Here is a 19,756-nt window from a genome sequence, read left to right on the forward strand (position 1 = left end):
TTCCGCGGAGCGCAACGTCCGGGCCCAGCGCGCGCAACCCCTTGCGGAACAGCTGGAACCGACCCATAATCGAATGCATGTTCGAAATTGATGTGGAGTCTGCCCCCCTCCACCAGCTCGAATCCGAGATCTGCGCCTGGGCCGGGCGGATCTCGGCGGCCATGTGCGCCTGGCTGCTGACCGTGGCTGCGTTCGACCGCCGCGAAGGCTGGAGCGGGGTCGGCATCCGCTCATGCGCACATTGGCTGTCCTGGAAATGCGGCGTCGGCCTGCGCACCGGCTACGAACATCTGCGCGTCGGGCATGCCCTCGAACAGCTCCCCGCGTTGCGGGAGGCGTTCGCTGCCGGCCGGCTGTCCTACGCCAAGGTCCGTGCCATCAGCCGCGTCGCAGACGTCGACACCGAGGCCGAATGGGTCCGCCAGGCCACGCACGCCACGGCTGGCCAGCTTGAGCGACTCGTCGCCGCCTACACCCGTCTACGCGGCGCCGACGGGCTGGAGCAAGTCGCCGCCCGACGCGCCCGACGCGCCTGCTTCTGGCGATGGGACGACGACGGCAGCCTCGTCGTCCACGCCCGCCTCGAACCTGAGGACGGCGCGCTCCTGATCAAAGCGATCGACGCCGCTCACACCAGCCTCACCGAAGGAGAAACCACGGAGACGCCTCCTCCCCGCGACCGGGCTGGAAACGCTGACGCGCTCACAGCCGTGGCTGCCGGCTTCCTCAGCAACGAGGCACCCCAGTTGGCCGACCCCGCCCGCTTCACCGTCAACATCCACGTCGACCAGGCCCTCCTGACCAGCGAAACCCCGCCCGAGGATGCGCGCGGCGACGTCGAACCCGGCATCGCGCTGCACCCGGAAACCATCCGGCGCCTCGCCTGCGACGCCACTGTGGCCAACCCGAACGCCGGACGCCGCCACCGCACCGTCCCGAAAGCGCTGCGTCGCCTGCTGGAAGCTCGCGATCGCAGCACCTGCCAGTTCCCCGGCTGCGACCACACCAGATGGCTGCACGCCCACCACGCCATCCACTGGGCCGACGGCGGCCGGACTGACCTTGACAACCTCGTCCTGATCTGCAGCCACCACCACCATGCCCTACACGAAGCAGGGCTCACCATCATCATCAATCCCGACCAAACCATCACCGTACGTAAACCCGATGGAACCGTCATTCCATCCCAACACCCCACCACTGCCGGTTGTGAACCTCTCACCCGACTCAAGGACGCCACCACGCACATCCACCCCACCTCGATCACTCCACAGTGGGCCGGCGAACCCCTTCACCTTCAGGACTCCATCACGGCGGTCCTCAACGCCACCGAGCCTTGTCATGCAACTCCCGTCGACAACGCTGTAGTTCATGCCGAGGAAGACCCTGACACCTGTTCGATTCGACGTGAACGTCGCCGCACGGCTGGCCGCGTACGTGGCCGCACACCCAGGGCTGACCCTGTCGTCAACCGCAAACCGACTGGTCGACGAAGCACTACGGACGATCGAACATCCAGGCGTGGTATTCCGTGAGGGGCCGGCGGGCCGGCGGGCCGGCGGGCTGGCCAAACTCCTCGATCAACCCGACGCCCTCGGCTTGGACCGTGTTGTGTTTCTTCAACGTTGACCAGTGGCAAGACACGCACGGACGCCGCGAGCAATCTCCAGATCTTCGCGAGCCTCGACGATCAACGTCCGGACCGACGAGCCGGCGGCGGTGACGTCGGAGTCGGGGCTGGCGGAGTCGGGGCTGGCGGAGTCGGGGCCGGTATGGGCCTCGTTGCGCGCGGGGTCGACAGCCACGCCGAGAAAGCCGAGCCCGGCCACCGCGCCGGCACGCACCACCGGGGAGCGCTCCCCCACGCCGCCGGTGAAGACCAGCGTGTCGAGTCCGCCGAGGGCTGCGGCCATCGCCGCGATCTGCGCACGCAGCCGGTGCAGGTAGACCGCCAGGGCCAGCGAGCCGTCAGGCTCGCCTGCGGCGGCACGGTCGACGACGGCACGCATGTCGGCGGTGCCGGCGAGCGCGAACAGGCCCGACCGATGGAACAGGGCGTCGGTGAGATCATCCGCGGACATGCCGACCGACGTCTGCAACCACAGCAACAGGCCCGGGTCGACCGTGCCGGAACGGGTGGACATCACCAGACCTTCCAACGGGGTGAACCCCATGGTCGTATCGATACCGACACCGTCGCAGACGGCGGCCAGCGATGCCCCCGACCCGAGGTGAGCCGTGACCACCCGACGTCCGCCGGTCAACGCCACCGCCCGCCGGGCCGCATACGCGTGGGACAGGCCGTGGAAGCCGTAGCGGCGCACGCCGAGATGATCGCGCCAGTGCGCCGGCACCGCGTAGGTGGTCGCGGCGGGTGGCATCCGGGCGTGAAAGGCGGTGTCGAAGCAGGCAACCTGCACGACGTCGGGCACCGCGGCTCGCACCTGGGCCAGCGCCGCCAGCGCCGCCGGCTGGTGCAGCGGCGCCAGTGCGGTCAGCGCGGTCAGCTCCGTGGTCACCCGGTCGGTGACGACGACCGGATCGACGAACGCTGTTCCGCCGTGCACGATCCGGTGCCCGACTGCGCGCAGTGCGCCCAGCCGGGTCAGGTCACCGAGCGCCGTGCGGACCTCGTCCGGATCCGGGCGGCCCGCACGGGCACCGAGATCGACCGCAGCCAGCACGGCGTCATCCGGCCCGAGGAGGCGAAGTTTCAGGCTGGACGACCCCGCGTTGACCACCAGGACGTTCACGGCACCGGCCAGTCTCAACGGGTCAGTCTCAACGGGTCAGTCTCAACGGGTCAGTACGGCCAGGTCCAGTCGGAGATCTCAGGCATGTCCTCGCCGACGTCGCGGGTGTACGCCCGGGCCGCGATACGCGCGTCCACCATCTTCTGCCGGACGTGCGCGGCGCGGGCGCCCAGGGCCGGAACCCGGTCGATGACGTCCATAACCAGATGGAAGCGGTCGAGATTGTTCATCATCGCCATGTCGAACGGCGTGGTGGTCGTGCCCTCTTCGATATACCCGCGGACGTGCAGGTTCCGGTGATTCGTCCGTCTGTACGTCAGGCGGTGGATCAGCCAGGGGTAACCGTGGTAGGCGAAGATGACCGGGCGGTCAGCGGTGAAGAGCGCATCGAACCGGGCGTGGGACATGCCGTGCGGATGCTCGTACTCATCCTGCAGACGCATCAGGTCGACGACGTTGACGACCCGGACCTTCAGCTCGGGGAAATCCTGCCGGAGGATGTCGACCGCGGCCAACGTCTCCAGGGTCGGAATGTCACCGGCGCAGGCCATGACGACATCCGGCATATCGGTGTCATCATTGCTGGCCCAGTCCCAGATACCGATGCCGCGGGTGCAGTGGGCGACCGCGGCATCCATCGACAGGTAGTTCAACGCCGGCTGCTTTCCAGCGACGATGACGTTGATGTAATGCCGGCTTCGTAGGCAGTGATCCGCGACGCACAACAGCGTGTTCGCATCCGGCGGGAGATACACGCGGATTATCTCCGCCTTCTTGTTGACCACATGATCGATGAAGCCCGGGTCCTGATGGGAGAAGCCGTTGTGGTCCTGCCGCCAGACATGGCTGGTGAGGAGGTAGTTCAGGGACGCGATGGGGCGCCGCCACGGGATGTCACGGGTCGTCTTCAGCCATTTCGCGTGCTGGTTCACCATCGAGTCGACAATGTGGATGAACGCCTCGTAACACGAGAAGAAGCCGTGCCGTCCGGTGAGGAGATATCCCTCCAGCCAGCCCTGGCACAGGTGCTCGGACAGCACCTCCATGACCCGGCCGTCCGGTGCGAGATCGTCGTCACCGTCGACGATCTCGGCATTCCAGGCGCGGGATGTGACCTGGAACAGCGCTCCGAGACGGTTGGACGCCGTCTCATCCGGACCCATCACCCGAAATGTCGTCGAGTTCGCCGCCATCACGTCCCGCAGGAATCCACCGAGGACCCGGGTGGCTTCACTGGACGCCTTCGCGGGCACCGTCACATCCACGGCGTAGGTGCGGAAGTCCGGCAGCGCGAGGTCGCGCAGCAGCTCGCCACCGTTGGTGTGCGGGTTGGCGCTCATCCGCCGGTCGCCCACCGGGGCGAGGTCGGCAAGCTCGGCGACAAGCCGGCCCTCTGCGTCGAACAGCTCCTCGGGCCGGTAGCTGCGCAGCCACTCCCCCAGCACCGCGAGGTGCTCGGGGTTGTCGTGAACGTGGGAGACCGGCACCTGGTGGGCACGCCAGGTGCCCTCGACCGGGACACCGTCCACGACACCGGGGCCGGTCCAGCCCTTCGGTGTGCGCAAAACGATCATCGGCCACAGCGGACGGGTGGAATCGCCGTGCGCCCGGGCCCGCTCCTGGATCTCCTCGATCTCCGCGACCACCGTGTCGAGGACGGCGGCGAACCCCTGGTGGACCTCGGCGGGGTCCCCGCCGTTGATATGGTATGGATGATATCCGTACCCACGCATGAGCTGGTCGAGCTCGGCCTCGGGAATGCGCGCGAGCACGGCCGGCTGGGCAATCTTGTAGCCGTTGAGATGCAGGATCGGCAGCACCGCGCCGTCCCGGGCCGGGTTCAGGAACTTGTTCGAGTGCCAGCTCGCCGCCAGCGGCCCGGTCTCGGCTTCGCCGTCCCCGACGACCGCGCAGACCAGCAGGTCCGGATTGTCGAACGCCGCGCCGAAGGCATGGGTGAGGACGTATCCGAGCTCGCCGCCTTCGTGGATCGAACCGGGAGTCTCGGGCGCGACATGACTCGGGATACCACCGGGAAAGGAGAACTGGCGGAACAGCCTGCGCATTCCGTCGGCATCCCGGCTGATCGAGGGGTAGACGTCGGAGTACGTGCCCTCCAGGTACGCGTTCGCCACGATGGCCGGACCGCCGTGGCCCGGACCGATAACGTAGATCGCATTAAGATCGTTCGCCTTGATCACACGGTTCATGTGCGCGTAGATCAGGTTGAGCCCCGGGGTCGTACCCCAGTGGCCGAGCAGCCGGCGCTTGACGTGCTCGGGCAGCAGCGGCTCGCGCAGCAGCGGGTTGTCCAGCAGGTAGATCTGGCCAACCGACAGATAGTTCGCCGCCCGCCAGTAGGCGTGTATACGCCGGAGCTCATCGGGGGACATGTGTTATGCGTCGTCTCCTTCGGCCAGCGGGCTGAGGGCTATCTCGGTTCCATCGTCGAGACTGGTCACCCCGAAGTCGCTGAAAACATTGGGTGCCAGCTGCTGAAGCTCACGCAACACGGCAATGGCCAGTGCCCGAATCTCGGTGTCGGCGGCCTCGCTCGCCCGCATAGCGATGAAGTGCCGCCACGCCCGGTAGTTCCCGGTCACCACGATCCGGGTCTCGGTGGCGTTGGGCAGGACGGCCCGGGCGGCTTGGCGGGCCTGCTTACGCCGGGACGTCGGTACCGCCACGTCGGCGAAGTGCTTCGTCAGCCCCTCCAGGAGCTTTCCGTAGGCGTCCAGAGCCGTGGCGGTGGCCTCGGTGAACAGCTCGTGCAGCCGCGGATCCTCGGCGATGACATCGGGCTCGACCACCGCGGTGCCATGCGCGGGCACATAACGCTGCGACAGCTGGCTGTAGGAGAAGTGGCGGTGCCGGACGAGCTCGTGGGTGAGGCTACGGGAAACCCCGGTGATGTACATCGTCACGGTGGCGTGCTCCAGCACCGACAGGTGCCCGACATCAAGGATGTGCCGCAGGTAGCCGGCGTTCGTCGCCGTGGCCGGGTTCGGCTTCGACCAACTCTGGTAGCAGGCCCGGCCGGCGAACTCCGCCAACGCCTGGCCGCCGTCGACGTCGGTGCTCCAGTCGACGTCGGCCGGCGGGGTGAACTGCGTCTGGGCGATGACCTGCACGCGCATGCCCACACCGTACCGACCCTCGCTCGTGCCCGGTCAGCTCTACCGCCGACGCAAGCGGGCCACCGCGTCGCGTTCCCGGGCGACATCGGCCTGGCTCAGGGCCGCGGTGGTCTCCACCCGCACGGTCAGGCGACGGTCGGCCAGACCTTCGTGCAACGCGGTCACATCGAGAACACCGTCGAATCCCATCCGAAAAATGATCTCGATGGGGGTGCCGGCCGGGAAGCCGGGGGGGATCCCGGTGATCTCCGCCCGAGAAACAATCATGGAATCCTCGATCCGGGTCGACTCGGCGCCGCCGCCCTGTTCGACCACCTGCAGCGTGACGGTATCCTGATCATCACGGACGGTACCGAAGTTGCGCCGGACCACCACAGGTAGCCGGTCGTTGCGGTGGACGAGGAATACCGCGCAGCGTTCACCGAAACGGTCGAGCGCCAACACTCCGAAGCCGCGGGAGACCACGTTGACCAGCTGGACCTCGACGGTACGCCGGACCCGTTCGGCAGTGATCCCGAAGGCTGCCGCAAGACGCCTGCAGGCCGCGGCCAGGTCCGCGGGCGCGGCGGCATCCGACGCAGCGCCGTCGGCGAGCTGCCCCCGTGACACCAGGTCCGCGAGAACCAGGCGCTCGATGGCCTTCTTCTCCCCGTAGAGAGCCGCGCCCTTGGCCACCGCGAGGTCGGGGTCACACAGCTCGACCGGCACGCCGAGTTCCGCGCCGAGTCGGCGGGCCACCGCCGGCATCCGGGCGGAACCTCCGACCAGCAGCACGCGGTCCAGCCGGGAGACGCCCCGCGCCCTGGCCGCGGCGAGTACCGAGCGGGTGAGGGTCACGGTCCGCTCCAGCAGCCCGGCCGTCAACCGTTCAAGATCGCCCCGTGTCACCACCGCCTTCAGCACGCGTCCATCGTGCTCGACGGCGACCGTGGTCTCCATCCGGTCGCCGAGCTCGCGTTTGGTCCGTTCAGCGGCCAATAGCAGGACCTGGGCGGCCGCGGCGTCGGCCAGCGGGTCCGCGGCGCCCGGATGCGCGTCCAGGAACTGCCTGGACAGGTACCGGGCGAGCGCTTCGTCCCAGTCGGCCCCGCCGAGTCGGTGGTCGCCGTCGATGGCGACCACCGAGATCCGGCGGTCGGCGAGCTCGACCACGGTCACGTCGAACGTGGCGCCGCCGAGGTCGTAGACGAGCGCCACCTCCTCCTGGGCCGTGCGACCGGCGAAGGTCGCGTCGGAGTCGAAACGGGCGAAACCGTAGGAGAGCGCCGCCGCCGTCGGTTCGTTGATGACGTCAACGACCGACAGGCCCGCGTACTGCCCGGCGAGGACCGTGGCCCGCCGTTCCTCGTCGCCGAAGTACGCCGGCACGGTGATGACCGCGTCACGGATGGGCTCGCCACCGGCGAAGGCCGCGTCGCTGACGAGCGCCCGCAGAATGAGGCTGCTCACCGCCGGCGCGGACCACGCCCGCCCGGACGTCACAAAGCGCCAGTCACCATCGCCCATCCGGCGTTTGACCAGCGCGCAGACGTCATCCGCGCGGGCGCGGGCGAGCTGGCGGGCGGGTTCACCGGTGACATAGTCATCGGGACCGACGAAGAGCACAACGCTCGGCATCGTGGTCACCCCGCCGGACAGCGCAATCGCCTCGGGATCGCCCGATCTGTTCACCCGGGCAACGCAGCTGTAGGTGGTCCCAAGATCAATTCCGTAGATGACGCCCGCGCTCATCCCCGAAACGTATCGAGATCACACGGCAGATTGGATACGTTCCAGAGCGATTGCGTGGCGCATCGCAGCGCGCCCCCGACGGGTGTCGCCGGCATCGCCGTAGGCGACCGCGAGCCGGTACCAGGTCCGCCAATCCCGTGGTTGCGCCTCGACGTCCGCGCGCCGACGGTCGAAGGCCTCGTCAGCCGCGGTCCGGTCGATCCGGCCGGACGGACGCCGTGGCAACGGGGACAACGCGTCGCTCGACTGATCGTCCTGCGGCAGGTGGCGCCCCAGCCGTTCGGTCGCCCGCCCGAACGCCAGCTCGCGCAGGATGACGACCACCCCGACCACAGGCAGCGCCAGCACGCCGACGCCGAGCCCGCGGGCCGTCCAGCTGGACTGGGTGAGCAGCTGGACACCTCGCCAGCCGATCAGGCCGAGATAGAAGACGACCGCGGCGACCACGACACCGACAACGACACGAACCTTCACAGTTCGAGCAGGGCCTCCAGGCCCACGGTCAGGCCGGGACGTCCCGGAGTCCGGCGCACGCCGAGCAGCACACCTGGCATGAACGAGGTCCGATCGAAGGAGTCGTGACGCAGGGTCAGGGTCTCGGCCGCGCCACCAAAAAGCACTTCCTGGTGGGCGACCAAGCCGGAAAGCCGGATACTGTGCACGGGAACCCCGCTGATCCGCGCGCCGCGGGCGCCGGCATATGCGGACTCGGTGGCATCCGGTCCGGCCGGTTCGCCACCGGCCTGGACCCGTGCCTGTGCCACCAGTTCCGCGGTGTGCAGCGCTGTCCCGCTGGGGGCGTCCACCTTGCCGGGATGATGCATCTCGATGATCTCCACCGACTCGAAGAAACGCGCCGCCTGGACCGCGAAATGCATCATCAGCACGGCGCCGACACCGAAGTTCGGGGCCACCAGCACGCCGAGCTCCGGCGTGCTGGCCAGCCAACCGCGCAACGTCTCCAGCCGGTCGCCGTCAAAACCCGAGGTGCCGACGACCACGTGAAGGCCCGCGTCCAGGCACCATCGCAGGTTCTCCATGACGGCGTCCGGCCGGGTGAAGTCGACGACCACGTCGGCCTCGCGCAGGCTGGCGAAGTCGTCCCCGAGATCTACCGCCGCCACCAGGGTGAGATCGTCGGCGGCGTCGACGGCCGCGCGGACCGTCGACCCCATCCGCCCCCGGGCGCCGAGCACACCGACCCGGATCGTTTCGGTCACCCCGCGACCACGGACGCGAAGTCGTGATCGTCAAAGGGACCGATCACGCCCAGAGCGAGCGGCCGGGCCAGCAGGTCGGTGGCGACACCCTTGACGTCATCCAGGGTCACCGCCTCCACCCGGGCGAGCACCTCGTCCACGGACAGAAGCTCACCGTGCATGAGCTCGCTCTTGCCGATCCTGCTCATCCGCGAGCCGGTGTCCTCCATACCCAGCACAAGCGAGCCTCGGCTCTGGCCCTTGGCCCGGGAGAGCTCCTCGTCGGTGATTCCCGCTGCCGCGATCAACTCCAGCTGTTCGCGGCAGAGCGCGAGAACCTCGTCCGCACGCCGGGGTGCACACCCCGCATAGACGCCGAACAGCCCGGCATCGGCGAAATGGGACGCGAACGAGTAGACGGAGTAGGCAAGGCCCCGCTTCTCCCGGATCTCCTGGAACAGGCGTGAGCTCATTCCCCCGCCGAGCGCTGAGGACATGATTCCCATGGCGAACCGACGGGGGTCCCGGCGTGCCATCCCCACGGTTCCGAGCACGACATGTGCCTGCTCGGTGGGACGCTGGCTGACCACGACGCCCCGGGCCTGCGGGTAGGCGTAGGAACCCCCCCGCACCGGGGCGGGGACGTCCGGCCCACCCAGGCGGTCGGCGAACGCCGCCGCGACAAGGGCGAGCGTCCGCTCGTGATCGATGTTGCCCGCGATCGCGATCACCGTGTCCGACGGGGTGTACCGGGACCGGTAGTAGTCGGCGATGGTGTCGCGGCCCAGGCCCTCAATGGAGTCGATCGTGCCCAGCACGGGACGGCCGAGCTCGGTGTCACCCAACACGGCCGCGGTGAAGACATCGTGCACGACGTCGCTCGGGTCGTCGTCGTGCATGGCGATCTCCTCAAGGATCACGCCCCGCTCCGCCGCGACGTCGGCAGCGGTGATCAGTGAGTTACAGACCATGTCGCAGAGCACGTCAACCGCATCGACGAGATCGCCGTCGAGTACCCGTGCGTAGTAGCACGTGTACTCCTTGGTCGTGAAGGCGTTGAGCTCCCCGCCGACCGCCTCGATCGCGGAACTGATCGTGAGTGCGTCCCGGGACGGCGTGCCCTTGAACAGCAGGTGCTCAAGGTAGTGGGAACAGCCGGCCGTCAACGGATCCTCGTCCCGGGAACCCACGCCGACCCAGATCCCGATGGCCACCGACCGGACCGCGGGCACCTTCTCGGTCAGCACCCGCAGCCCGCCTGGCAACACGGCTCGCCGGACGGCGCCGGACAGCAGCTCCTCGCGAAGCGTGCCATCTGGCACCAGACCTGCCCCGGTCGTAGTACCTGTCCCGCTCACGGGATGCCGGTCAGGACCCGGCCGGGACGCTGTCGGCGTCCTCGGCCACAGGAGAAAGGCTGATCTTCCCGCGGCTGTCGATTTCAGTGATCTCGACCTGGAGCTTCTGGCCGACCTGAACCACCTCTTCCACCTTCTCCACCCGCTTCCCACCGGAAAGCTGCTTGAGCTTGCTGACGTGGAGCAGCCCGTCCTTGCCCGGCGTGAGGGAGACGAACGCACCAAAGGTTGTGATCTTCACAATGGTGCCGAGATAGCGCTCCCCGACCTCCGGCATCTGCGGATTGGCGATCGCGTTGATCGCCGACCGGGCACTCTCCGCGGAGGTGCCGTCCTGGGCACCGATGTAGATGGTGCCATCGTCCTCGACCGTGATCTCAGCGCCGCTGTCAGCCTGGATCTGATTGATCATCTTGCCCTTCGGGCCGATGATCTCACCGATCTTGTCTACCGGGATCTTGACAGAGATCACCCGGGGGGCGTGCGTCGACATCTCGTCCGGGCCGTCGATCGCTTCGGCCATGACGTCGAGGATCGCCAGCCGCGCGGCCTTGGCCTGGCCCAGCGCGTCAGCGAGGACCGACGCGGGGATGCCGTCCAGCTTCGTGTCGAGCTGGAGGGCGGTGACGAACTCCCGCGTGCCCGCGACCTTGAAGTCCATGTCGCCGTAGGCGTCCTCGGCACCGAGGATGTCGGTGAGCGTAACGAAGTCGTCACCCTCGTGGATCAGACCCATGGCGATCCCGGCAACCGGGGCCTTGAGTGGAACACCGGCATTCAGTAACGACAACGTGCTGGCACAGACCGAGCCCATACTCGTCGACCCGTTGGAGCCCAGCGCCTCGGAGACCTGCCGGATGGCGTACGGGAAGTCTTCCCGGCTGGGCAGCACCGGCAGGAGTGCCCGCTCAGCCAGTGCGCCGTGGCCGATCTCGCGGCGTTTCGGTGAACCGACCCGACCGGTCTCGCCGGTGGAATAGGGCGGAAAGTTGTAGTTGTGCATGTAACGCTTGGTGCGGTCGGGATTGAGCGTGTCGACCGTCTGCTCCATCCGCAGCATGGCCAGGGTGGTCACGCCGAGGATCTGGGTCTCGCCCCGCTCGAACAGGGCTGATCCGTGTACCCGGGGAATGAAGTCGACCTCCGCCGACAGCTCACGGATCTCGGTGACCCCACGCCCGTCGATACGGACGCCCTCGGCGATGATGCGCTGGCGTACCAGCTTCTTGGTCAACGCTCGATAGGCCGCGGCAATCTCCTTTTCGCGGCCCTCGAACTGGCCCACGACCTTCTCGGCGGCCAGTGAACGGACCCGGTCCAGCTCGGTTTCCCGCTCCTGCTTGCCGGCGATCCGCAGGGCTGCGGACAGTTCGTCGCCGACGGCGATCGACAGCGCCTCAAGGACGTCGTCGTGGTAGTCGACGAACAACGGGAACTGCCGGGTCGGCTTGGCCGCACGTTCGGCCAGCTCGCGCTGGGCACGACACAACTCGCGGATGGCGGGTTTCGCCGCCTCCAGCCCCGCGGCCACGACGTCCTCGGTCGGCGCCTGCGCACCCGCGGCCAGCAGCGGCACCGTATCCGGCGTCGCCTCCGCCTCAACCATCATGATGGCAACATCGGAGCCGTCGTCGAGCACGCGGCCGGCCACCACCATGTCGAAGGTCGCCCGCTCCAGCTCGGCATGGGTCGGGAAGGCGATCCAGGCCCCGTCCACAAAGCCGACCCGGGTGGCACCGACGGGACCGGAGAACGGCAGCCCGGCGAGCGTGGTCGACGCGCTGGCCGCATTGATCGCGACGACGTCGTACAGGGTGTCCGGATCGAGGGCGAGAACCGTTGCCACGACCTGGATCTCGTTACGCAACCCCTTGACGAACGACGGCCGTAGCGGCCGGTCGATCAGACGACAGGTGAGGATCGCGTCCTCACTCGGCCGACCCTCGCGCCGGAAGAACGAGCCGGGGATACGCCCGGCCGCGTACATCCGCTCCTCGACATCCACCGTCAGCGGAAAGAAATCGAGCTGCTCCTTGGGCTGCTTGCTGACGGTCGTGGCGGACAGCACCATGGTGTCGCCAAGATAGGCAACTGCCGAACCGGCAGCCTGCCGAGCCAACCGACCCGTCTCAAACCGGATCGTCCGGATTCCGGCCGCTCCGTTGTCGATAACCGCTTCAGTCGCGGTTGTCTGGTCCTCCACTCGAACCATTCCTCCTCACATCGGCCGGGTCCGTCCTGCCGAGGAGGCCGGCGCTCAGTCGAAGCCCCCGGGGAGCGCCACACGGCGCACCCGGACACCACCACCGAGGACCGGCGGCTCGCGCCGTCACGGACCCGGTCAGACAATTCCTACCGCCGCAGCCCGAGTCTTTCGATCAGTGACCGGTAGCGGCTTATGTCGGTCTTGGCGAGATAATTCAGCAGCCGTCGCCGACGGCCGACCAGGAGCAGCAGCCCACGGCGGCTGTGGTGGTCGTGCTTGTGCATCTTCAGGTGCTCGGTCAGGTCGCTGATCCGCCGGGTGAGCATCGCCACCTGCACCTCGGGCGATCCGGTATCACGCTCGACCGTGGCGTACTCGGACAAGATCTTCTGCTTGACGTCGCTCGCGAGCGGCACGCGAAACCTCTTCCTGTCTGCGGGTGGGATGCGCGCCCGGGGTCTGCCTCACCCAGGCTGACGGACACACCACACTCGTCTGGTGTCGAAGCTTACCAACCCCGCGGGTACCTAAGGCTCGTCCGTCGCCGGAGTGATGATCTTACGGGTGGCCAGGACGTCTGCGGCCATCTGGGCAACCAGGTCAGCCACGGAGTCGAAGCGCAGGGTGGGCCGCAGCCGCTCGGTGAACTCGAACGCGAGGTGAGCGTCGTAGAGATCGTCGTCGAAGTCGAGGAGATACGCCTCAACCCGCCGCTGCGTCCCGTCAAAGGTCGGGTTGGTACCGATGGAGATCGCCGCCGGATACCGCTTACCCGACCACACGGCATGCCCGGCGTACACACCGTCGGCGGGCACTGCCGCGTACGCGGTGGTCGCAAGGTTGGCGGTCGGATATCCGATAGCGCGGCCACGTGCGTCGCCGTGCACCACGATTCCCTCCACCCGGTGGTCACGACCGAGCGCACGCGCAGCGGTAACCACATCGCCGTCGGCAATACACGCTCGAATATGGGTGGAAGACAACACGTGGTCGTCCGCACGCAGCAGCCGGACGCCCTCCACGGCAAAACCGTCGGTCACCCCGCTGCAACGCAGGGTCTCCAGGTTCCCGGCCGCCCGGTGACCATAGGTGAAGTTCTCCCCGACCACCACGGCGCTCGGCCGCAGCCGATGCAGAAGCATGTCGTGGACGAACCCGTCCGCTGGTACCCGGCTGAACTCGGGAGTGAAGGGCTGGACGCACAGCGCGTCGACACCGAGCCGTTCCAGTAGTTCCGCCTTGAAAGCCGGCGTCGTCAGCAGCGCCGGATGGCTGCCCGGTCGGATGACCTCGGCCGGATGGGGGTCGAACGTGAGCACGACCGCGAGCTGTCCCGCCCGGTGGGCGCGTTCCACCGCCCGACGGATGATCTGCTGGTGACCGCGGTGGACGCCGTCGAAGAACCCGATCGTCACAACACCGCCGGGCCAGTCATCCGGCGTCTCCAGCACCCCGCGCCACCGCTGCACATCCAAAGCCTATCGGTGCCGTTTGCGGCTCAGGCTCCGGCGAAGACCACCAGCGACCGGCAGCCGCCCTGCGCGTCCTCGGCAAGAGCGAGAAGCTCGCCGGCCGGACCGAAAACACCGTACGTGCCGGGTATCCCGAACGGGGGAAGACGCCGGCCGTGGGATATCGCACGAGCGGCATCGGCATCCACCTCCCGACAGGGAAACAGCGTGGCGACGGCGTCGGGCAGCGGACGCAGTGCGCCGACGCCGGCCTGCGCCAGCGCGTCCAGGGTGAGCGCCCCGGTGAGATCGAACGGTCCCACCGACACCCGGCGCAGGGCGCACAGGTGCGCGCCACAGCCCAACGCGCGGCCGAGGTCCCGGGCCAGCGCACGCACGTAGGTGCCGCTGGAACAGCCGACGGCAACATCAAGGTCAACGCCGGTGCGGGCAAGTAACTCAAACCGGCTCACCGTGACCCGCCGCGCCGCAAGGACGACCTGCTCACCCGCGCGTACCCGGGCGTAGGCCCGGACGCCGTTCACCTTGACCGCGCTGACCGCGGACGGCACCTGGTCGATCGGGCCGGTGAGAGCCGCCATGGCGACGGCGAGCCGCGCCGCGTCGACCTCGACCGCACGCACGGCGACAACCTCACCCTGTGCATCGTCGGTGGTGGTCGACTCACCGAGGCGGATGGTCGCGGTGTAGACCTTGTCGGTCAACGCGAGATGACCGAGGAGGCGGGTCGCCCGGCCCACCCCGAGTACCAGCACACCGGTCGCCATCGGGTCGAGCGTGCCGGCGTGCCCGACCCGCCGCGTGTGCAGGACCCGCCGAGCGCGGGCCACCACGTCATGCGAGGTGAGCCCCGTCGGCTTGTCCACGACGACCAGCCCGTCCACGCCGAGCGCGGCGGTCGCACCAGCCATCAGCCCGGCAGTCTGGGGGCCCGGACCAGCGCGGCGCGCAGGGTCGCCATGGTCGGCTCCAGAGCTTCGGTGGAACTCAGGCCGGCGGCGAAGCGGTGGCCACCACCCCCGAGCGCGGTGCAGACCGCACCGACGTCGATGCCACCCTTGGAACGCACCGAAACCTTCCAGATGTTCGTGGCGTCCTGCTTGCAGACGACCGCCACCTCGGCTTCGGCCGTGGTCCGGACGATATCGATCACACCCTCGATCTCATCGAGGGTGAGACCCGCGGCGGTGAGGTCCGCGTAGGCACACCACGTCCACACCAGGTCGTGCTCGGGTTCCAGGCGGGCTCGGCCGAGCAGCTCACCCAACAGTCGCAGGTAGCCGAAACGGTGGGTGTCCCACACCGTACGAGTGATCAGATCGTGGCGGATCCCGGTGCCCAACAACCGCGCGGCCAGCCGGTGGACATCCGGCGTGGTCACGCCGTATCGGAACGAACCGGTATCGGTGACCAGGCCCGTGTAGATCGCGACAGCCATATCGTGATCGAGTTCAACCCCGAGCGCGTCGATGACGCCGGTGACCATCACGCTGGTGGAGGCGGCGTCCGGGTCGATCAGGTTGATGTCCCCGAACCGCGTGTTCGAGGCGTGATGGTCGATCACAACCATTCGCCGTGCCCGGGTGGCGACCCGGCCCAGCGCCCCGAGTCTGGCCAGGCTGCCCGCATCCAGCGTCACCACGAGGTCTGGTGTCGCCGCGACCAGGGACGGCGGGACAAGGAAATCCTGGCCGGGCAGAAACGTCAGGGAGCGCGGTACCACGAACGGGTCGCTGTCGAATGACACCGACGCTCTGGCCCCGAGGGCACGCAGCGCAAGCCCCAGCGCGATCGCCGAACCCAGGCTGTCGCCGTCCGGGTCGACGTGCGCGACCAGCAGGATGTTCTCCCCGCTCTGGGACGCGGAGCGGATCGCCTCGACCGCGCGGTCCCGCTGCTCGCCGACCGCCTCGCCCTCGCCGGACGTGGACCCCGCCCGGCCCGTCCCCTCGCCCGCGTGGGGAACCGGGAGCAGGGACAGGTCGGCGAGGCTTGTCACGTCGGTCATCGCAGCGTGTCCCCCATCATTTCCTCGTCGCGCTCGTCGGCGTCGGACGCGTCGGCCTCGTCTGACTCGTCGGCCTCGACACGCGGCTTACGGTACGGGTCGGCTTCCCCTGCCGGGCGGGCGCCGTCCCGGACGCCCGCGAGGCCCGCGTCCCGCTCCCTCGCGGTGAGAATCAGGTCCTCGAGATGACGGGCGTCGTCAGGCAGACGGTCGTGGACAAAGGTCAGGGTAGGAGTGACCTTGACACCGGTCTGCCGGCCGACCTGGCTACGCAGCAGGCCCTTGGCCGACTCCAGCGCGCGCGCCGACTCCATCCGGTCGAGGTCATCGCCGTAGACCGTGTAGAAGACGGTGGCCTCGGTCAGGTCCGGGGTGACCCGCGTGTCGGTCACGGTGACCATCCCCAGGCGCGGATCCTTCACCTGCCGTTCCAAGGCAGCGGCGACCACCTCGCGGATACGCACCGCGAGCCGGCGCGCCCGAGCAGGGTCAGCCATGGCTTCCTCCCGTCATCACGACCGCGCCACCGATCGCGGTCCGTCCATACCCTCGTCGGACTCCAGGTCCTCATCGGAGAGATAGCGCATTCGCGCCGAGAGCAGTTCCAGCTCCGGGCGTTGCGAAAGAAGACCTTCACACGCCTGGACGACCTCGACGCAATGGGCTCGATCCGCCGCGACCACGGCGACGCCCAGCTGCGTCCGCCGGTGCAGATCGAGATGGCCGGTCTCCGCCGCGCTTACCGCATACCTGCGGCGGAGCTCCGCCACCACCGGCCGAACCACCGACCGCTTCTCCTTGAGCGACCGAACGTCGCCAAGGAGAAGGTCGAAAACTCCCGTCCCAGTCCACATGGTCCGCGTCCTCAGGAGCGAGGAACCTCCCGCTGTTCGAAGGTCTCGATCACGTCATCAACCTTGATGTCGTTGAACGAGCCGAGCCCGATACCGCACTCATAACCCTCGCGGACCTCGGTCGCGTCGTCCTTGAACCGCTTGAGCGACTCGACCGTGAGGTTGTCCGCCACGACCACGCCGTCCCGGATGAGCCGGGCCTTGGTGTTGCGGCGGATGAGCCCGGAACGCACAAGGGAACCGGCGACGTTTCCGATCCGGGGAACCCGGAACACCTCGCGGACCTCGGCCGTGCCGAGCTGGACTTCCTCGTAGACCGGCTTGAGCATGCCCTTGAGAGCATTCTCGATGTCCTCGATCGCCTGGTAGATGACCGAGTAGTAGCGGACGTCGACGCGCTCGCGTTCGGCCAGCTCGCGCGCCTTGCCCTCCGCACGGACGTTGAACCCGAGGATCACCGCATCGGATGCGCTCGCCAGGTTGACGTCATTCTCGGTGATCGCACCGACACCACGACCGATGATCCGCAAGGAGACCTCGTCGCCGACGTCGATCTTGAGCAGCGAGTCCTCCACCGTCTCGACCGAACCGGACACGTCACCCTTGAGGATGAGGTTGAGCTGGGTCTTCTCGCCCTCCTTCATCCGCTCCAGGATCGTCTCCAGAGTCGGGCGACCGCGGCTCATCGCAAGTTCGGCGTTGCGCTCACGCGCCTGGCGACGCTCGGCGATCTGGCGGGCAACCCGGTCTTCGGGCACGACCAGGAAGTTGTCACCGGCGTCGGGGACGCTGGTGAACCCGAGAACCTGCACCGGCCGGGCCGGGCCGGCCTCGTGCACCGGGTCACCGTGTTCGTCGAGCATCGCCCGCACACGCCCGAAGGCGTCGCCGGCGACCACCGAGTCACCGACCCGCAGGGTTCCCCGCTGGACGAGCACGGTGGCAACCGGGCCGCGACCCCGGTCCAGTCGGCCTTCGATCGCGACACCCTGCGCGTGCGTGCCGGTCGGGGCACGCAGATCCAGTGCGGCGTCGGCGGTGAGGATGACCGCCTCCAGCAGACCGTCGATGTTGGTGCGGTTACGGGCGGACACGTCGACGAACATGGCGTCGCCGCCGTATTCCTCGGCGACCAGACCGTATTCGGTGAGCTGACCGCGCACCTTCAGGGGGTCGGCGCCTTCCTTGTCAATCTTGTTGACGGCGACGACGATCGGGACGTTGGCCGCCTGGGCATGATTGAGCGCCTCGATCGTCTGCGGCTTGACGCCGTCATCCGCGGCGACGACCAGCACGACGATGTCGGTCACCTGCGCACCGCGGGCACGCATGGCGGTGAACGCCTCGTGACCCGGGGTGTCGATAAAGGTGATCTTTCGCTCATCCCCGTCGACCTTCGCCCGGACCTGGTAGGCCCCGATGTGCTGGGTGATGCCGCCGGCTTCACCGGCGACCACATCCGTCGACCGGATCGCGTCGAGCAACTTCGTCTTGCCATGGTCAACATGGCCCATGACGGTGACAACCGGCGGACGCGCGGACAGTTCGACCTGGTCGCCGTATGCGCCACCGAAGGAGAGGTCGAAGCTTTCCAACAGCTCCTTGTCCTCGTCCTCGGGACTGACGATCTGCACCTCATACCCGAGAGTGACCCCGAGCAACTGCAGGGTCTCGTCCGTGCACGACTGCGTCGCGGTCACCATCTCGCCGAGCTGGGTGAACACGACCTGGACGAGCGCGCCCTGGTTGGCGTCGATCTTGTCGGCGAAATCGGCGAGGGATGCGCCCCGAGGCAGTCGAATGGCCTGCCCGTTCCCACGCGGAACCATCGCCCCCATGCGGGGGGCTTCCAGCCCGCTCTCCCACTCCTGCCGCTTCGCGCGCTTGGACTTGCGCTGGCGCCCCGGGCGGCCTCGACCGCCGGGACCGAAGGCGCCTGCGGTCGTGCCGCCGCGGCCCCTGCCGCCCGATGTCGGGCGACCGCCGGGACCGCCGGCACCGGGAGCGCCACCGCCACCAGGACGACCCGGCGCGCCCGTACCCGCGCCGGCACCGCCGCCCGGACGACCGGGTGCACCGCGGCCGGCGAACCCACCGCCACCGGGACGGCCACCGCCGCCACCACCACTACCGCCGCCGCCCGGACGGCCGGCACCGCCACCGGGAGCCGGTCGCCCACCACCGGCACCGGCACCGCCACCACCTGGGCGGGGACCACCGGGACCTGCGGGACGCGAGGGGAACATGCTCGGATTGGGTCGAGGCCCACCGGTACCACCTGGTCGGGGCGGCATCTGGCCCGGGGACGGCCGGCCACCGGTACCACCTGGCCGGGGCGGCATCTGGCCCGGGGACGGCCGGCCACCGCTGCCACCGGGGCGTGGACCGCCCGTCCCGCCGGGACGAGGGCCCCCGGCGCCGGCGGGACGAGGAGCACCTGGACGTGAACCGGCCTGGCGCGGCGGCGGACCGGCGGGTGGACCGCTGGCGGCCGCGGGGCCGGACGGCGCCTGCCGTGGCTGCGAGCTGGGCGTCGTGTACGGGTTGTTACCAGGACTGGCCGGGCGCGGCCCGGGGCGCGGCCCGGGGGCCGGACGACCGGACGGACCCTTCACCGGCGGGATCTCCACCGACGGGCTCGGCGGCGGCGTGTCTGCTGCCGGCATGCTGGGCGCGGGCGTCGGCACGCTGGGCGCGGGCGCGCTGGCCGCAGGCCCAGGTCGCGCCTGGACGCTGGGCGCGGCCGGGCGAGGGCGCGACGGCGACGGAGTCACGGAGGGTGCGGGAGCGGCGCTCGGAGTGACCTCCGGAGCCGATGCGGCCGCGGGGAGGTCCGCCGCCGGCCTGTTGGGGGCTGGGCTGTCCGGCACCTGCGGTGCGGCGGGGCCTGGCTGGGCCGGGCCGGGCGCGCCTACCCCGGCACCGGGGGCCTGCGGGCGGACCGGGGCACCGGGGGCACCCGGGCGGCCGGGAAGCCGCGGACCGGGACGGGGTGGTACCGGTCCCGGACGGGCTCCGGTACCGGGCCTGACTCCGTT

The 19,756-nt window shown here is 69.0% G+C and carries 16 protein-coding genes; 1 reads left to right on the forward strand and 15 read right to left on the reverse strand.

Annotated elements, in window-relative coordinates; all coding sequences use genetic code 11:
* Positions 1-77: 77 nt before the first annotated feature.
* Positions 78-1,535, forward strand: a complete 1,458-nt coding sequence (locus U9983_RS00260) for an HNH endonuclease (RefSeq protein ID WP_322752087.1) — start codon at positions 78-80, stop codon at positions 1,533-1,535.
* Between the two features lie 84 nt (positions 1,536-1,619).
* On the opposite strand, the gene U9983_RS00265 is transcribed toward U9983_RS00260, so the two are convergent.
* The 15 genes from U9983_RS00265 to infB all read right to left on the reverse strand — a co-directional run bounded on the left by U9983_RS00265 (position 1,620) and on the right by infB (position 19,588).
* Positions 1,620-2,753 carry an acetate/propionate family kinase gene (locus U9983_RS00265; protein ID WP_416211230.1) on the reverse strand — a complete coding sequence of 378 codons (1,134 nt, stop codon included), beginning with the start codon at positions 2,751-2,753 and terminating at the stop codon, positions 1,620-1,622.
* Positions 2,754-2,803: 50 nt separating this feature from the next.
* Positions 2,804-5,146, reverse strand: coding sequence for a phosphoketolase family protein (locus tag U9983_RS00270; protein ID WP_322752089.1), 2,343 nt, complete (start codon positions 5,144-5,146; stop codon positions 2,804-2,806).
* A gap of 3 nt (positions 5,147-5,149) precedes the next feature.
* Positions 5,150-5,890 (reverse strand): FAD-dependent thymidylate synthase, encoded by a 741-nt coding sequence (thyX, locus tag U9983_RS00275; RefSeq protein ID WP_322752090.1) that lies wholly within the window; start codon positions 5,888-5,890, stop codon positions 5,150-5,152.
* A gap of 39 nt (positions 5,891-5,929) precedes the next feature.
* A complete protein-coding gene (locus U9983_RS00280) occupies positions 5,930-7,621 on the reverse strand; it encodes an Hsp70 family protein (RefSeq protein WP_322752091.1) in 1,692 nt (563 codons plus the stop codon).
* Positions 7,622-7,639: 18 nt separating this feature from the next.
* Positions 7,640-8,095 (reverse strand): hypothetical protein, encoded by a 456-nt coding sequence (locus tag U9983_RS00285; RefSeq protein ID WP_322747848.1) that lies wholly within the window; start codon positions 8,093-8,095, stop codon positions 7,640-7,642.
* Entirely contained in the window at positions 8,092-8,841 is a 750-nt protein-coding gene (gene dapB / locus U9983_RS00290) for a 4-hydroxy-tetrahydrodipicolinate reductase (protein ID WP_322752092.1), read from the reverse strand. Before dapB ends, U9983_RS00285 begins: the two co-directional genes overlap by 4 nt.
* Positions 8,838-10,178, reverse strand: a complete 1,341-nt coding sequence (locus tag U9983_RS00295; RefSeq protein WP_416210469.1) for a M16 family metallopeptidase — start codon at positions 10,176-10,178, stop codon at positions 8,838-8,840. Before U9983_RS00295 ends, dapB begins: the two co-directional genes overlap by 4 nt.
* 10 nt (positions 10,179-10,188) lie before the next feature.
* Complete coding sequence (locus U9983_RS00300) at positions 10,189-12,381, reverse strand: polyribonucleotide nucleotidyltransferase (RefSeq protein ID WP_416211227.1); 2,193 nt, start codon at positions 12,379-12,381, stop codon at positions 10,189-10,191.
* A gap of 149 nt (positions 12,382-12,530) precedes the next feature.
* Positions 12,531-12,800, reverse strand: coding sequence for a 30S ribosomal protein S15 (rpsO, locus tag U9983_RS00305; protein WP_322752094.1), 270 nt, complete (start codon positions 12,798-12,800; stop codon positions 12,531-12,533).
* 111 nt (positions 12,801-12,911) lie between these two features.
* Positions 12,912-13,853, reverse strand: a complete 942-nt coding sequence (locus U9983_RS00310; RefSeq protein WP_322752127.1) for a bifunctional riboflavin kinase/FAD synthetase — start codon at positions 13,851-13,853, stop codon at positions 12,912-12,914.
* 29 nt (positions 13,854-13,882) lie between these two features.
* Positions 13,883-14,767 carry a tRNA pseudouridine(55) synthase TruB gene (truB, locus tag U9983_RS00315; protein ID WP_322752095.1) on the reverse strand — a complete coding sequence of 295 codons (885 nt, stop codon included), beginning with the start codon at positions 14,765-14,767 and terminating at the stop codon, positions 13,883-13,885.
* The gene (locus tag U9983_RS00320) at positions 14,767-15,864 is read right to left on the reverse strand and encodes a bifunctional oligoribonuclease/PAP phosphatase NrnA (RefSeq protein ID WP_322752096.1); all 1,098 of its coding nucleotides are present in this window, start codon (positions 15,862-15,864) and stop codon (positions 14,767-14,769) included. Before U9983_RS00320 ends, truB begins: the two co-directional genes overlap by 1 nt.
* Positions 15,861-16,361 carry a 30S ribosome-binding factor RbfA gene (gene rbfA / locus U9983_RS00325; RefSeq protein ID WP_322752097.1) on the reverse strand — a complete coding sequence of 167 codons (501 nt, stop codon included), beginning with the start codon at positions 16,359-16,361 and terminating at the stop codon, positions 15,861-15,863. Before rbfA ends, U9983_RS00320 begins: the two co-directional genes overlap by 4 nt.
* Before the next feature lie 15 nt (positions 16,362-16,376).
* Positions 16,377-16,718, reverse strand: coding sequence for a DUF503 domain-containing protein (locus tag U9983_RS00330; protein WP_322752098.1), 342 nt, complete (start codon positions 16,716-16,718; stop codon positions 16,377-16,379).
* Positions 16,719-16,729: 11 nt separating this feature from the next.
* Positions 16,730-19,588 carry a translation initiation factor IF-2 gene (gene infB, locus U9983_RS00335; RefSeq protein WP_416211231.1) on the reverse strand — a complete coding sequence of 953 codons (2,859 nt, stop codon included), beginning with the start codon at positions 19,586-19,588 and terminating at the stop codon, positions 16,730-16,732.
* Between the last annotated feature and the right edge of the window lie 168 nt (positions 19,589-19,756).

The organism is Protofrankia sp. Cas3 (assembly GCF_963555955.1).
Classification (GTDB): domain Bacteria; phylum Actinomycetota; class Actinomycetes; order Frankiales; family Frankiaceae; genus Protofrankia.